We start from the raw sequence: 14,706 nt of genomic DNA on the forward strand, positions 1-14,706 counted from the left end.
AGGCGGGCCCGTCGGCAGGATGCCGGCCGCCCGGCGGGACTGTCGGTGATCCGTAGGCGAGGTGTCGGTGGCCGCTGGAACCGTGGGCGCCGGTTGCCGAGGGAGCAGCCGCCTCCAACAGCAAGGGAGCCCTGTCGCGATGCCGCCCACCACGCCCTGGAACGTCCGGCGACTGCCGGCTGCCGACGGCCGTGTCTTCCTGGTCACCGGCGGCAACGCCGGCATCGGGTACTTCGTCGCGGAGCAGTTGTCGGCGACCGGAGCCACCGTCGTACTCGGCAGCCGGGATCCTGCCAGGGCCCGGGCCGCCACGGCCTCGATCCGGTCGCGCGTCCCCGGCGCACGGGTGCGGGCCGTACGACTGGACCTCGCCGACCTCCCCTCGCTCGGGGCAGCGGTGGAATCGCTGGGGGTGGAACGCCTGGACGCGGTGGTCCACAACGCCGGCGTCGCGCTGGACGACCCGCCGCGCAAGGAGACCGGGGACGGCCACGAGCTGATGTTCGGCACCAACCACCTCGGGCACTTCGCCCTGACCCGGTGGCTGATGCCGCTGCTGTCGGCCGCGCCGGCGGCCCGCGTGGTGACCATGGGCAGCTTCGCGGCGAAGTCCGAGCGGCTCGACCTGGACGACCTGCAGACCCGCGAGGACTACCGGCCCAAGCGCACTTACGGACGCTCCAAACTGGCACAGATGTACTTCGGCGTCGAACTCGACCGCCGCCTGCGTGCCGCCGGCAGCACGGTGGCGAGCGTGGTGGTCCACCCCGGCGGCGCGCTGGACTCCCTCACCCCGCCACGGCCACCGGTGCACGTACCAACCGCCGGCGCACGGCTGGGCGCGGCACCCGCGGCCCTCCTCCTCCAGGGCAAGCACGCCGGCGCGTGGCCCGCGGTCCGGGCGGTGCTCGACCCGGCCGTGCGGGGAGGCCAGATGTGGGGACCGCGCGTCTTCGGCCTGCGGGGCGAGCCCCGGCGCGAACCGGTGTGGAACCACCTCGCCGACCCCTTCGTCGCGGCGCGGCTGTGGGAGGCGAGCGTTGACCTGACCGGCGCCGACCCCGGCACCCTCTTCGGATAGCTGCCGGCTGCGAACGGCTCGGACAGGCGTGCGCCGGCCGGACCCGGCCACCGCGCGACGGCAGGGACCGGACAGGCCCGCGTCACGGCCCCGCCGGTCGAAGGCGACACGGCCCAAGGACCACGCGGACTTCGCCGGGGTCCTGCCGCTGCCGGGCCGGGCGCGGCGCGAGGTTCTCGGCGGGTGGCTCGAACGCATGCATCCCGGACATCGCCTTCCGCGGAACAGGTCCAGCGCCCGCCCTGCCACGACGCACCAGGGCGCGCCGACTCCGCGCAATCGCTCCGCGACCTGTTCCGGCCGCCAGGCATCAGCCCATCGGGCAGCCAGTTCGTCCGCATCCAGGACAGCACCACCGGGCGGCAGGGCATCGGGCATCGGGCATCGGAACAACTTACCGCCGCACTCCGGCCGAACAGTGGCCCTTGGGCCGGGCCGGGCGCTCAGTCCATGACGCGCTGGAGCAGGCCCCAGGTGAACTCCGCGACGACGTCCCGCGGGGCGCCGTCGGGGCCGGGGGCGGTGAAGGCCAGCCGCCAGCGGGTGGGGGCGGTGCCCTCCAGCGGGCGGGCGGGGGCGAAGGCCCGGGCCGCCTCATCGATCGTGCAGGACCAGGGGGTGAGGTCTGCCGTCGTCCGCAGCGCGGGGCCCGGGGCGCCGGCGGCCCGTACCAGCGCCTCGTTCCACACCGCGCCCTGCTCGGTGCTCCAGACCTCGAAGCGCAGGTCGGGCCACAGAGGAACCGGCCAGGTCAGGGCCCGGCAGGTCAGGTCGCCGACGCGCCGGGTGCCGGTCGCCTCCGGCGTACCGAGCAGCGAGCGGTAGCGCGCCAGCGGGCCGCGCGAGCGCGGTGAGTGCGCCCACGCCTGCCAGCGGCGGTTGGCCTCCCGCATGTCGGCCCGGGAGACGTTCAGCCTGCGCAGCGCGTCCTGGACGAGACCGGGCTGGTGGTCGGCCATCCGGCGCAGCAGGACGAGCTGGAAGGCGACCGGGCCGGACGGGGTGGGGGCGGTGCCGGTGGGGTCAGTGGTCGGGGCCATGGGGGACATCGTCGCGCAGCGCGCGGCCCGGGGCACGGCCACGGCCACGGGTGCGGGCGCGGGGACGGATGCGGGCTCGGACGCGGGTGCGGATGCGGGTACGGCCAGGGAGGTGAGCGCCGGTGGGGGCGCCGGGGCGGCGGCCCTCGGGGAGGAACAGCACGGAGTTGACGTAGCGGCGGTGCGGGGCGACGGAGCGCCGCAGCAGGCCGTGTTCGGCGACGTGACAGACGCGCGACTGGTGGGCGGCCAGGTCGAAGTCGGCCAGCGGCACCCAGTGGTCACGCGGCAGCACCCAGCCGCGGTAGCCGTGGCCGGCCGTCCACGCCAGCACCGGGTCCAGCGGCTGGATACGGGTCTCCAGCTCGACGAAGAGGGCCGGGCGGTCGCGCATGACGGTGCGCTCGCAGCCGCGCAGCACGGCGAGTTCGCCGCCGTCCACGTCGATCTTGATCAGGGTGACGGCGGACAGCTTCAGCTCATCCAGCGTCAGAGCGGGCACCTGAAGGGATTCCTGGTGGAGCTCGCGGCGTACGAGGGAGGAGACCCCGCGGTCCCCCCGGCCGCCGGGCGGCAGCCACAGCGTCGCGGTGCCCGAGTGGTCGCTCGCGGCGGCGGCCACGACCTCGACGTGCGCGGGGGTGACCGAGGCGATCAGACGGGCGAGGTGCGGTACGGGCTCCACGGTCACCACCCGGTCCGCGCGCCGCGCCAGGTGCCAGGTCCACGGCCCGTACCAGCCGCCGACGTCGACCGCCGTGCCGCCGGGCGCGAGGAAGTCGGCGAGCCGGCCCAGCTCGGGCTCGAAGCGCGGGTAGACGCGGGCGGCGACGGCGGCGATCAGGCGGGGCGGCAGGTGGGGGCCCAGCCGGGCGGCGAGGGTCATGGCCGCTCCCGTGGCCGGTCCGGGCGGCCTGTGGTGGCGGTGGCGGTGTCCTCGCGGGTGTCCCGGCCCGCCACCGCGCCCCCGGCGGGGTCCACGGCCGCCTCCCGCTTCGCCGTGCCGACGGCCGCCTCCCGTTCCGTCGTGCTCGCGTCGGCCTCCTGCTCCGCCGTGCCCGCGTCGGCCTCCTGCTCCGCCGCCAGCCGGCGCGTGATCTCCTCGTGCTCCGCGTCACCGACCTGCTCCCCGCAGGACGGCAGGAGCTGGGGGATGCCGTCCACGATCGGGTAACGGCGCCGCAGCCGCGGGTTGTAGAGAAGGTCCTGGGAGGCGAGCAGGGACAGCGGCCCCTTGTCGATCGGACAGGCCAGGATCTTCAGCAGCGGGTCGTCGGGCTTCATGGCGTCAGCTCCTCGGAGGCTTCCGGGTGTCCGTCCCCGTCTTCGCCCGCGGGTCCGTCGGGACGCGCGGGTGCGGCGGCCGGCTCGTCCTGGCGGGGCAGCGCCAGCAGGACGCACACGGCGACCGCCGTGCCGCCCAGCCGCAGTGCCAGGCGCAGCGGGTCGGCGGGCAGCGGCTCGCCGAAGGCGGCCGTGCCGCAGGCCACGGTGAAGACACAGGTGACGGTGGTGCAGACGGGCACGATCAGGGAGGCCCGGCAGCGCTGGAGCGCCGTCTGCGACAGCACCAGGCCACTGGCTCCCGTGAACACCAGCAGGTAGGGGTAGGGCGAGGTGAACAGGGCCAGCGCGGCGTTGCCCAGGTCGTGGGTGGTGAGCATGCCGGAGACGCCCTTGATGGCCAGCGAACTGACGCCGTACAGCAGCCCGACGGCCACGCCGTAGGCCACGCCCGTCGGCGGCTGGCGGTGCCGGCGCCGGGCGCGCCGCTCCGTCGCCCCGTACAGCCACAGCCCGGCCGCCAGCGACGGCAGGGTGACGGCGAGCAGCGGGCCCGTCTCGGCGGTACGGGTGACCGAGGCGGCGCCGTTCCCCTGGAGCGAGGCGATGACCATGCCCAGCGCGAGGAGGATCGCCGCGATGCCCTGCCGCTCGCGCCCGCTGGTCCGCTCGCCCAGGACGAGTGAGGACAGCAGCAGGAGCAGGACCAGTCCGGAGACGAAGATGCCCTGAGCGGCGGCGATGGGCAGGGTCCGGTAGACGGCGAGCTGCGCGGCGAACCCGGCGGCCAGGGCCAGCGATCCGCCGACCCACAGCGGACTGCTCAGCAAGTGCCGTACGACCCGGGCGGGCCGTCGGGTGTCCAGCGCGGGCAGGGCGGACAGGGCGCGCTTCTCCAGGACGAAACCCGTGCTGTACAGGACGTTGGCGAGCAGCGCGGACGCCACGCCCCACCACAGCACCGCCCTACTCCCTTCTCCGCCGGGCGTGCGCCAGCAGGATGGAGGCCAGCGAGGGGACGTGGCAGGCGGCCCGGTCCAGGGGCCGCAGCGGGCGCGGCACGTCGTGGTAGGGCGCCCCCGCCAGCCGTACGATGTCGAAGCCGGCGGCCGTCAGGAAGCCGCGCAGCGCCCGCGCGGTGTACAGGCGCAGATGGCCGACGACCTGGGTGCCGGGCCGGCCGTGGATGTGTCGCATGCTCACCTCCGAGAAGACCGGCTGGATCCCCGCGAGGAGCAGTCCGCGGTTGTACCAGGCGGCGAGGTTGGGCGTGGAGAGCATCAGGTGTCCGCCGGGCCGCAGCACCCGGCGCAGTTCGTCCAGGGCCGCGTCGGGGTCGACGAGGTGCTCGATGACCTCGCTGAACAGGACCGCGTCGGCGGACGCGGTGGCCAGCGGCAGGCCGCCGCCGGTCAGTTCGCCGCGTACGGTGTGCGGCAGGCGGGAGGCGGCACGGCGCAGCGCGTCCTGCGACCAGTCGACGCCGACGATCCGGTGGCCGGCCAGGACGTCCGCCGCGGTGGCGGCGGCGGTGCCGTCGCCGCAGCCGATGTCCAGGACGGTGGCGCCGGACGCGCCCGGAGGCACCGGCCCCAGGGCGCGGGCCAGCAGCAGCGCCTGCCGGCGGCTGCGGGCGGCCCCCGAGGCGACCGGGACGCCGGGGTCCTCGTAGAAGTCCCGGAGGGTGCGGGGGCGGTGGCAGGGGCCACGGGGGCGATGGCCTGGCGGCCCGTCATGAGGCGCCCCCGGAAAACCCCCCGGGCTCCTGGGTGCCGTTTCCGTTTCCGTTCCTGCTTCCGTTCCCGTTCCCGGGCGCGGTCCAGGCCGTGGCGGCCAGCGACTGTTCGAACAGGGCCAGGAGCTGGACCCCGGCCTCGTCGTCCAGAAGGGTCCTCGACCAGCGCAGGGCGAGCTGGATCCGGCCGCCCACCGAGGCCGTGGTCACGGTCAGCCCCCGGGGCATCCGGGCCGGTGCGGAGAACCACACGGCGGTCGGACGGCCCGCCTCGCCGAAGTCCAGCGGGTAGGGGATGCGGCCGATGTTGGACAGGAGGGTGGTGGAGGTCCACGGGGCGGCGGCGCGCCGCAGCGCCCTGGTGAGAGCCCCGCGCAGCCCGACGGGCAGTACGGGGGCGGTCAGCAGCGCGCCGGTCAGGCCGAGCTGGGAGCCGGGCGCGGACTTCAGGGAGCGGGTACGGGCGGCGGTGCGGCGCAGCAGGCGGGCGACGGCGTCGGGGTCCGGGGGGTCGGCGGTCAGCAGCGTGGCGTCCTGCCGTTCCTCCGGGCCGAAGCCGACCGAGACCAGCCGGGTGCCGTTGCCGATGGGCATGTCGGTGCCGCGCGGACGGTCGTCGACGGGCATGGTGACCACGACGGGCGCGGTGGGACGGTCGTGCAGATGGTTCCAGCGGGCCACCATCAGGCAGGTGGCGACCAGCAGTTGGTCGTTGACGGTGTAGGGGGCGCGGCCGTCCGTACGGGGCGGGCGGGCCGGGACGGGCAGTTCGACGACCAGCATGCCGTTGCCCTCGAAGGGGTGCCGGCTGTCGGCGGCGATCCTGGCGGGGCGGACCGGCCAGGGCCCGCCGGACGGCGCGGCCGGTACCGGTTCCGCGCCGCTCGCCGGGGCCTGGGGGGCGCGCACGGGCGGCGGTGCCGGGGGGTGCTGGGCGCCGCCGTACAGTTCGGCGGCGGTCGCGAGCACGCGCAAAGTGGCCGGGCCGTCCAGCGCGGTGTGGTTGATGGTCAGCATCAGCACGCTCCCGCCGTCCGCGTACGCACCCTCCGGTGCGGGCCCGGACGGCCCCGGCTGTTCCACCACCTCCAGACGTACGGGCGGGGAGGTCTCCAGCGGCGGGCAGTGGGTCAGGGCGCGCTCCCGGGCCCGTACGAGCGCGTCCGGGCGCGGCGGCGGGAAGGACACCGGGTCGGTGTCCGGGACGCCGGTCAGCTCCCACTCGTAACGCCGGCGCCACCAGCGGACCGGCGCCTGCCGCATCAGGATGCGCGGATGGCGGCACAGCGCCTCCCGGAAGGCCGCGCGCAGCCGTTCGTGGTCGAGGCGGCCGGGCAGGTGCACCTCGATGTGGACGGTCTCCGGCTCCTCCTCCTGGAGGCAGTGCCGGGCGATCTCGTCCACGACCGGGAAGGGAATCCGCCGTACGGCCGCGGCCGGTCCGGCACCGGTCTCCTCCACACGATCACCACCCGGGCCGTCACCGGATCCGCCGGCGGGCCCGGGGACGGGCGCGCGCGGCGTTCCCTCGCCGGTGACGGTACCGCCGCCGTCACCGGTCGGCCCCTGCTGTGCCGGTTGCAGTGCGGTCATCGAGTGGGTTCCTCCCCGCTGCTGTCCTTGTCGCCGCGCCGGGGCGGCGGTTCCCCGCCGGGGCCGGACGGCTGTTGCGCGCCCGGTCCGGAGGGTGGTTCCGCGCCCGGGCCGGCCGGCTTCTTCCCGCCGGGCCCGGGCGGTGGTTCGCTGTCCGGCCCGGACGGCTCTTTCCCGCCAGGTCCGGTCGGTGGTTCCCCGCCGGGTCCCGGCGCCGGTTCCCCGCCAGGTCCGGGCGGCTCTTCCCCGCCGGGTCCACCGGGCTGTCTCCCGCCGCCGGGGCCGCCGTACCCGGCAGGCCGTTCCCCGCCGGATCCGGCCGGCTCTCCCTCGCCGCCGGGACCGCCGTACCCGGCAGACGGCCGTTCCTCCTCGTACCCGGCGGTCCGCTCCTCGGCCAGGGGCGGGCCCGAGGACGCCTCACCCGCCGCCCGTCGCCGGACGAAGGCCCCCGGAGGCGGTACGGTGACCACCGCCGCCGCCAGCGCCAGCAGGGCCAGCCCCTGCGCCACGCCGCTGAACGCGCCCTGGCCGCCGGCGGCCGGTTCGCCCGCGCCGAGCGCCGCCGTGATGCCGGCGCCCACCATGCCCAGCAGCGCCAGGGGCGCCAGCAGGACGGGCCGGAAGCGGGCCAGGACCGCCAGCAGCGGCACGATCACCGCGTACGGACCGGCGGCCACGACCATCACCGCCGTCGGCGCCAGGACGCCCAGCACCCAGGAGGGCGCGGGCGGCACCGGCGGCTCGGGCGCGGTGGATCCGCGCCGTACGAGGGCGGACCCGATGAGGAGGACGATGCCGAGCACCCCGCCGAACAGCCCCAGGTCATAGACGTTGGACGGCTCGTAGGTGAGCCGGACCGGGCCGCCCTCGCCCGCCGGCACCAGGAAGCCCTGCTGCCAGCCGTCCAGCCGCACCGGTGTCAGCTCACGGCCGTTGAGGGTGGCGTGCCAGCCGTCGTTGGCGTTCTCGTACGTCTGGAGGTACACCGCCCGGCCGGAACCGACCTGTACGGTGCGGCGGTCGCCCGCCCAGTCCCGGGCGGTGACCTCGCGCCCCTCGGTGGCGGTCGCGGCGGCCTGTCCCCGGCCCAGGGTGAGGTCCGTCAGCGCCAGCGGACCCCGGTCACCGGATTCCACCCGGTGCTGCCCGGCGGGCAGCGTCAGCTTCCCGCCCTCGCCCGGGCCCGCGCACAACTCGACCTTCACCGGGCGGCGTTCGGTCAGATCACGGACGTACCCGGAGGCCCGGGTGGCGTGCGGCTCGCCGTCCACGGTCAGCACCGGCCCCTGACCGCAGGGGAGCGTGAAGCGCGCGGTGTCGTCGGGCGGCGGGGTGCGGAGCTGTGCCAGCGCCGGGAGGTAGACCTCGCTGAGCCCCACGGGGAGCTGGAGCGGCTCCCCCGCGACCGGGTTGTGCAGGGTCAGCGGGGCGGCCTTGCTGATGGTGATGTCCAGGCGGTCGGTGGTGATGGGGTCGAAGCGGGCCTGGCCGTTCTCGTCGACGGCGGCGGTCGCGGCCCCGTCGGGCGAGTTGATCAGGATCTGCTCGGGCCGGGTGGACAGGCCGCCGGCGGCGGCCAGCACGATCTGGTCGATGGCCCGCTTCCCCGGCCAGCGCAGGTGCAGCGTCGGTTTGCCGCCCGCGATCCAGGCGGTGGTCAGATCGCCGTCGACCAGGTTGCGGGGGGTGATGGAGGGGCCGAAGCCGAAGCCGGTGGAGTCGGCGGTGACGGTGATCTTCTCGCGCTGCTCCGGCGCGACCCGGTCCAGCAGCCGGTCCAGCGCGGCACCGGGCACCGGCAGGGCGCTGCCGGATACCTTGTACGGTGCTTCGGCGGCCGTACGGAACTGGCGGTGCAGCCCCGTCTCGGCGGAGACCGGCGAGAGGCCGCCCGGGTCGCTGCCGCGGTGCAGCGAGACGGTTTCGGCGGGCGCGCCGGAGCGCACCGCGTCGGTGGGCAGGTTCAGCAGCCGGGTCACCCGGACACCGGGTACGGAGATCTCCGAGAAGCCTGCGCCGGACAGCCCGGCGCGCGGCGTCTGCGCGCCCAGGATGGTGATCTTCAGCCACCTGGCCGGTCCGGCGGGCGCGGCGACCCGCTGCTCGGTGCCGTCCGGCCGCAGGGTGCTGACGGCGCTGCCCCGGTCGCTCTGGACGCGTACGGAGGTGGGTGCCGGCCGCATCCCGTCACCGGGCAGCGGCGTCAGGGACAGCGAGGAAGGCAGCGTGAGGGGCCGGGTGAAATCGATCCGCACCCACTGTCCGACGGGCCGGCCGGCGCTGCCCTCGGCCCAGGCGGTGTCCGCCTGGCCGTCGAAGGCGTTCACCGGGTCGTACTGGGGCAGGTGGAAGAGCCAGTTGCCGCTGGTGGAGGCGGTCACGGAGGAAGCGCCGCGCAGCACCGCCGTGGTCTGGTGGCCGGTGCCCTGCGTCGGCAGGAGCTGGCGGGGCGGGCGCCCGGGGTCCTGCACGCTGCCGGGGTGATTGCGCTCCTTCGCGGTGTAGGTGTACGAGGTGTTGTTGTTGACCAGGCCGAAGCGGGTGTCGGCGCGGCGCAGGCCGTCCGCGGTGAGCTGGAGCGGCGGTGTGCCCACACCGGGGTGGTTGTCGCCGGTCAGTACGGTCGGCCGGTCCCGCAGCGAGGGGTCGGCGGAGAGCGGGAGGAGTGCTTCGGGGCCGCCGCTGAGGACGGCGGTGTCGGCCGCGGTCCTGGCGGTGACCGGGCCGGGGCGCGGGGTGTCCTGGGGCTCGTAGATCTCCACCGCGCGCGGGCGCGGGTACAGGCCCTGGACCTGGACCGGGGTGTCCTGCGGGATGCGCCCGCCGGTCACCGGCTCCCCGAAGCCCGCCACCTTTCGGTAGCCGGACGCCTCCAGGGTCTGCCGGACGGTTCCCGGCGGTACGTAGCCGATCTGGTCCGGGTCCAGGTCGTTGCGTACGACGACGTTGTAGATGCCGGCCCGGGCCAGGAAGTCCCGCAGGCCCGGGACCGTCCCGCCGGACATCAGCGCCTGCTCGACGGCGTCCATGGCGCGCTGCACCCCCGGCGTGCCGAACGGCACGAAGTCCCGCTGCGCCCACCGGGATCCGGCCAGGACGTCCAGCGGCTCGTCGATGGGGGAGCCCCAGGTGTAGATGCCGTGGGCGGTGGCGGGTACGACCAGCGCGCGGTTGTCGGGGGTGTGCTTCTTGAGCCAGTCGGCGGTCCGCGACCAGTACGACGGCAGCTTTTCGAACGACCCGGACTGCAGCACGGTGCCGTTGAGGTACGGCCACGCCAGCGCGGGCAGGACCAGCAGCGCGGCCAGCGGCGGCACCAGGCGGCCGGGCAGCGGGCGGGCGGTGCGGCGGACGGCCGCCAGGGAGGCCACGGAGGTCAGGTGCGCCAGGCCCAGTGCCAGGGCCAGCGCCAGGCCCGGCTGGAACTTGTAGATGTTGCGGAAGGGCTGGAGCCAGCCGTTGAGCCAGTCCTGCCACACCCCGTGGAAGGGGGCGCCCAGCGCGCCGGCGTACCCCGCCAGGGTCAGGCCCGCCACGACCAGGACGGTCAGCACCAGCCAGCGCCGCTCCGGTACGTCCCGGCGGGCCAGCCCGGCCAGCCCCAGCCCGGCGGCCAGCGCCGTCCCGGCGACGGTGAGCGCGCCGGCCACCATCGTCCAGCCGGCCGTCAGCCACGGCTCGCCGAAGTTCAGATAGGCGACCCAGTTGCCCGCGCCGCGCAGCAGTTCGGTCGCCGACATGGTGCCGGTGGTGGTGTTCGCCTGCTCGATGTACGGCATGAAGTTCTCGCCGTACACCCCGAGCAGCAGCAGCGGCACCACCCACCACGCGGTGGCCAGTACGACGCCGGGCAGCCACCAGGCCAGCAGCGCCGGGCGCCGTGGCCCCGTACGCGTGAGCACGTACAGCAGGACCGGGAGCAGCGAGGCCAGCGTCGAGGCCGCGTTGACGCCGCCCATGAAGGGGATCAGCAGCGCCGAGCGGGTGGCCGCCAGGCGCGCGGTGACGCGGTGGTTGGTGAGCGGCAGCAGCACCCAGGGGAGCAGCGCGCCGGGCAGGGCGGCGGCGGTGGTGGAGCCGACGACGATGGTGAAGACCGGCCACAGGGCGTACGCGGCGGCGGCCATCAGCCGGGTGGGCGGTGTGCCGGCGCGCAGCCGCTCGGCCAGCCGCAGCGCGCCCCAGAAGGCGGTGGTGACGACGATCGACATCCACAGCCGCTCGGCGAACCAGACGGGGATGTGCAGGAGGTCGGTGAGGCCGTAGTACGGCAGGGTCGGGAAGGCGTAGCCGATGTACTGGTCGGAGATGCCGCCGAAGCCGCGCCGGTCGTGCCACAACTGCCCCAGGTCGCTCAGGAACTTCCAGGGATCGGTGGTCACCCCCAGCTTCGTCTCGAAGGTCATCCGCCCCAGCGAGGTTCCCGCCAGGCAGGCGAGGGTGGCGGCCCAGAACACCAGCAGCCAGCGTCTGCCGCGCGGCCGGTCGGGCGGCGGGGCGGCGGGCGCCGGCGCCGGCCTGTCCCCGGGCTCGGGCGATCCCGGTGATCCGGACAGATCGAGGGTCTGGGTCATGGCAACCGCCGGAGGATGAGGAGGAGGTTCCAGGTGGCGACTTCGCGTACGCCCGGCAGGCGGGGGATGGTCTGGGCGAAGCACGGCGCGTAACGGGAGCGGGCCGTCAGGATGTGTACGTCCTCGCGGGCGCGTACGTGGCGCAGCACCGGCCCTATGTGCACGGCGAAAAGATTCACTCCCAGGGTGTGTTTGGCCTCGCGCCCCGTACGCCGCCGGTAGCGTTCGCGGGCCCGGTGCGCGCCCAGGTAGTGCCACGGCGCGGTCTCGTGGCCGCCCCAGGGCGAGAGCCAGTTGGTGAAGGCCAGGTAGATCAGTCCGCCGGGCCGGGTGACCCGCACCATCTCGCTGAGGAAGGTCCGCGGGTCCGCGACGTGCTCCAGGACGTTGGAGGAGAAGCAGACGTCGGCGGCGCCGTCGGCCAGGGGCAGGAGATAGCCGTCGGCCAGGACGGCGCCGTACGGCGGCCGGCCGCGGGCACTGAGCTCCCGCAGGTCCGGTTCGAAGAGCCAGCTTCGCGCGCCGCGGCGGCGGAACTCCTCGGTGAAGTGACCGCTGCCGCCGCCGATGTCGGCGACCACCGCGCCCTTCAGCGGCGCGTACCGCTCGACCTGGTCGGCGGCGTCGCGCGCCAGCAGCCCGTAACACCGCTCGGGGTCCTGCTGTTCATGCAGGAACGCCCGGAAGAGGGTGAGGGATCTGCGCAGCGAGGGGTCCCGCACCGTCGCGTCACCGCCCCGGCAGGGAGTCGGGGCAGGCTTCGGCGGCCTCCGCGGCCACCGCCCGGAAGCTGCGGACCGTACCGCTCCATCTGAAACACGCGGCCCGCCGCCGCGCCGCCTCGCCCAGGGCCGCACGGCGCGGTCCGCTGAGCGCCAGCGTGCACCACTGCGCGGCGAACGAACTCTCGCCGCGTGCCAGCAGGCCGGTCGTGCCGTCCTGGACGGAGTCGCGCAGGCCCGGCACGTCGAAGCCGACGGTGGGGGTACGGCGGGCCGCCGCCTCCATGACCACCAGCCCCCACCCCTCGACCAGCGAGGGGTGCAGCAGCAGCCAGGCGCGGCACAGCAGCCGGTGCTTCTCCTGCTCGTCGACGTGTCCGGCGAAGTGGACACCGGGGCCCGCCGCCGCCTCCAGACGGGCCCGCTCGGGGCCGTCGCCGACGATGACCAGTCGGCCCCCGGTGACCGGGCGGACCCGCTCCCACAGGCGCAGCAGCAGGTCGACGCGCTTGTACTCGACCAGCCGGCCCATCGCCAGGAACAGCGGCTCGGGCGACTCGGGAAGCAGCGGGCCGGGCTCCTCCACGCCGTTGTGGACCAGCCGGATGCGCTCGCGCGGCACGCCCAGACCCCGCAGGGCGGCGGCGGTCGAGCCCGAGACGGCCACCATCAGGTTGCCGCGGTGGGCACCGGCCAGCGCCCAGTGCTCCAGGCGGCGGCCCAGCCGGGCCGCCGGGCCCGGGTAGCGCAGGCCCCACAGGTCGGTGTGGACGTGGTTGACCAGGCACAGGGTCGGGCCGTGGTGCCACAGCGGCGCCAGGTACGGCATGCCGTTGCACACCTCGACGAGCAGGTCGCACCCGCCGGCCAGGCGGGCGAAGCGGCGCGGCGCGCGCAGGAAGTGCCCGGCGTCGCCGCCCGCGGAGACCACGCGGTAGGGGTGGGTGGCGGCCGGGCCGCCGCACAGGAGGGTGACCTGGTGGCCGTGGGCGGTGAGTCCGGCGGCGATCCGGTCCACCAGCAGTTCGGAGCCGCCGGCGGCGGGGTTGGCCAGGTCGCGGCGGGCGAGGAAGACGATGCGGCGGGGGTGCGGGGGCGGCTCGTACGGGGACGGCTCGTGCGGAAACGTTTCGTGTGGGACCGGGGCGTACGGGTTTCCGGGCAACGCGGGTGGTGCGGCGGACAGGGACGGTCGTACGTGCTGGGGCATGTGCGCTCCAACTCGTCTCAGGGTGCGGTACCAGTGGCGTGGGGGGACGTACTGCGTGCTGAGTCCTGCGGAGTCGTGGGCTGCGCGGCCGTGCCGTTCGGGGACGTACGGACGTACGGGGTGTACGGGACGTACGGTGAAGCACAGGGACGTGCGGGTGCGGGTGCGGGTGCGGGTGCAGGTGCGGGTGCGAGGTGCGCTGGTGCGGGGCGTACGCGTGCGGGACGTGCCGGCGCCGGCCGGGAAACGCGGCGGGCGGCGCGTGGGTTGGATAGTTTTCGCCGCCCAGTTCGATGCGGCTACTCACCGGCGTGACAATTTTCGGGTCCTTCCTGCCTGACGCCTCATCACTTCGCGCTGGTTTGTCCGGTCCGCCGCCTCCCGCGCACCACCAGGACCATCCCCAACAGCGTCAATGCGCCGCCCGCGATCACCGACGCGAGCGGCAGCGTCTCGCCGACCAGCTTCAGCTTGAAGCTGTCCCAGTCGGCCAGCTTCACCTGCTCGCGCTGGGTGGCGGGGGTGAACTCCAGCCGGTCGCCGCGCAGCAGCGTCACCGCGTCCCGCCGGGCACCGGGCGCCCGCAGCGTCTTGCGGGGCGAGATCGAGGCGTTGATGATCCGGCCGGTGCGCCGGTCGGCGACCAGCTCGATCCTGGCGTTGGCGTACCACTCCTCCGCCTGGACCTGCCCCTGCGCGGGCCGTCCGACCAGCCGTCCGGGCACCTGCCGGCTGCCGGTCCTGGCGGCCGGCACGGACCCGGTGTAGCGGTATCCCAGGTATCCCTGCACCTTGCGGGTGCCGGAGAAGCGGAGCGGTACGGCGGCGCCCAGCGTGCTGTCCCACCAGCGGTAGGTCTTCTTCTGGAGGTCGAAGGGGAACTTCAGGTACGCGTCGCCTTCGATGCGTACGGGCGCCTCCTTGCAGCAGTGGACGGGGGCGTTGGTGTACCGGTCGGACACCCAGCGCTCGACCGTCCACTGGAAGGACCTGCGCGGGTCCTTCAGCTTCAGTGTCCTGGGGGTGTCGATCGTCGTGGAGGCGTCCCAGATGGCGTGGCCGCTGCGCTCGCTGCCCGCGACATCGCCCAGCACATGCCGGGTGATGGTGATCACCTGGTCCTTCTTGGTGCTCAGCGACGCGGTGTCGAAGTAGCTGCCGGTGCCGGTGAAGACCGCGGTGATGTTCACGTCGACGGGGGTGCGCTTGACGCGGGGCTCGACGTACCAGGCGAGCAGCGGAGCCAGGACCAGCAGGAACACGCCGGCTCCCAGCACGGTCAGGGACAGCGGCGAGGCGGTCTTACGCATACGGGCACTCCTGGAAGCGGCGGGGGCAGTGCACGTGCGGCGACGCATGGGCGCCATGGGGCGGGAACCGTAGGCGAATACTTGACAGGCAGTCAATGCCCTTCCACACTCGGGCAGGCAGCGTGACCGCTGCGGGAGCGCGTTATGAGACAGC

At 74.9% G+C, this 14,706-nt stretch carries 10 protein-coding genes and 1 pseudogene; 1 reads left to right on the plus strand and 10 read right to left on the minus strand.

What is annotated here, in order from left to right; all coding sequences use genetic code 11:
• Window positions 1-139: 139 nt before the first annotated feature.
• Complete coding sequence (locus tag KGS77_RS25410) at window positions 140-1,081, plus strand: SDR family NAD(P)-dependent oxidoreductase (protein ID WP_242585298.1); 942 nt, start codon at window positions 140-142, stop codon at window positions 1,079-1,081.
• Between the two features lie 443 nt (window positions 1,082-1,524).
• Here KGS77_RS25410 and KGS77_RS25415 read toward each other — a convergent pair whose 3' ends face one another.
• The 10 genes and pseudogenes from KGS77_RS25415 to KGS77_RS25460 form a co-directional block, all read right to left on the minus strand.
• Window positions 1,525-2,121 carry a hypothetical protein gene (locus tag KGS77_RS25415; RefSeq protein WP_242585300.1) on the minus strand — a complete coding sequence of 199 codons (597 nt, stop codon included), beginning with the start codon at window positions 2,119-2,121 and terminating at the stop codon, window positions 1,525-1,527.
• Window positions 2,105-3,007 (minus strand): FkbM family methyltransferase, encoded by a 903-nt coding sequence (locus KGS77_RS25420; protein ID WP_242585301.1) that lies wholly within the window; start codon window positions 3,005-3,007, stop codon window positions 2,105-2,107. Before KGS77_RS25420 ends, KGS77_RS25415 begins: the two co-directional genes overlap by 17 nt.
• Before the next feature lie 197 nt (window positions 3,008-3,204).
• A pseudogene (locus tag KGS77_RS25425) lies at window positions 3,205-3,405 on the minus strand (Trm112 family protein); the annotation flags it as partial.
• Window positions 3,402-4,367, minus strand: a complete 966-nt coding sequence (locus KGS77_RS25430; RefSeq protein WP_242585303.1) for a DMT family transporter — start codon at window positions 4,365-4,367, stop codon at window positions 3,402-3,404. The gene KGS77_RS25430 and the pseudogene KGS77_RS25425, both read right to left, overlap by 4 nt.
• Window positions 4,368-4,371: 4 nt before the next feature.
• A complete protein-coding gene (locus tag KGS77_RS25435) occupies window positions 4,372-4,992 on the minus strand; it encodes a class I SAM-dependent methyltransferase (protein WP_242585305.1) in 621 nt (206 codons plus the stop codon).
• A gap of 145 nt (window positions 4,993-5,137) precedes the next feature.
• The gene (locus tag KGS77_RS25440; RefSeq protein ID WP_242585307.1) at window positions 5,138-6,733 is read right to left on the minus strand and encodes a condensation protein; all 1,596 of its coding nucleotides are present in this window, start codon (window positions 6,731-6,733) and stop codon (window positions 5,138-5,140) included.
• Window positions 6,730-11,310: an alpha-(1->3)-arabinofuranosyltransferase family protein gene (locus KGS77_RS25445; protein ID WP_242585309.1), complete on the minus strand. Its 4,581-nt coding sequence runs from the start codon at window positions 11,308-11,310 to the stop codon at window positions 6,730-6,732. Before KGS77_RS25445 ends, KGS77_RS25440 begins: the two co-directional genes overlap by 4 nt.
• Window positions 11,307-12,032 carry a class I SAM-dependent methyltransferase gene (locus KGS77_RS25450; RefSeq protein ID WP_242585311.1) on the minus strand — a complete coding sequence of 242 codons (726 nt, stop codon included), beginning with the start codon at window positions 12,030-12,032 and terminating at the stop codon, window positions 11,307-11,309. Before KGS77_RS25450 ends, KGS77_RS25445 begins: the two co-directional genes overlap by 4 nt.
• Window positions 12,033-12,039: 7 nt before the next feature.
• Window positions 12,040-13,242: a glycosyltransferase family 4 protein gene (locus KGS77_RS25455; RefSeq protein WP_242585313.1), complete on the minus strand. Its 1,203-nt coding sequence runs from the start codon at window positions 13,240-13,242 to the stop codon at window positions 12,040-12,042.
• A gap of 347 nt (window positions 13,243-13,589) precedes the next feature.
• Complete coding sequence (locus tag KGS77_RS25460) at window positions 13,590-14,552, minus strand: DUF3068 domain-containing protein (protein WP_242585314.1); 963 nt, start codon at window positions 14,550-14,552, stop codon at window positions 13,590-13,592.
• Between the last annotated feature and the right edge of the window lie 154 nt (window positions 14,553-14,706).

It is taken from the genome of Streptomyces sp. MST-110588 (assembly GCF_022695595.1).
Lineage (GTDB): Bacteria > Actinomycetota > Actinomycetes > Streptomycetales > Streptomycetaceae > Streptomyces.

Excerpts from the sequence above, each read along its gene's own strand:
- KGS77_RS25460 (WP_242585314.1), bottom strand. The coding sequence starts at position 14,552 with ATGCGTAAGACCGCCTCGCCGCTGTCCCTGACCGTGCTGGGAGCCGGC.
- KGS77_RS25455 (WP_242585313.1), bottom strand. The coding sequence starts at position 13,242 with ATGCCCCAGCACGTACGACCGTCCCTGTCCGCCGCACCACCCGCGTTG.
- KGS77_RS25445 (WP_242585309.1), bottom strand. The coding sequence starts at position 11,310 with ATGACCCAGACCCTCGATCTGTCCGGATCACCGGGATCGCCCGAGCCC.
- KGS77_RS25415 (WP_242585300.1), bottom strand. The coding sequence starts at position 2,121 with ATGGCCCCGACCACTGACCCCACCGGCACCGCCCCCACCCCGTCCGGC.
- KGS77_RS25420 (WP_242585301.1), bottom strand. The coding sequence starts at position 3,007 with ATGACCCTCGCCGCCCGGCTGGGCCCCCACCTGCCGCCCCGCCTGATC.
- KGS77_RS25410 (WP_242585298.1), top strand. The coding sequence starts at position 140 with ATGCCGCCCACCACGCCCTGGAACGTCCGGCGACTGCCGGCTGCCGAC.
- KGS77_RS25440 (WP_242585307.1), bottom strand. The coding sequence starts at position 6,733 with ATGACCGCACTGCAACCGGCACAGCAGGGGCCGACCGGTGACGGCGGC.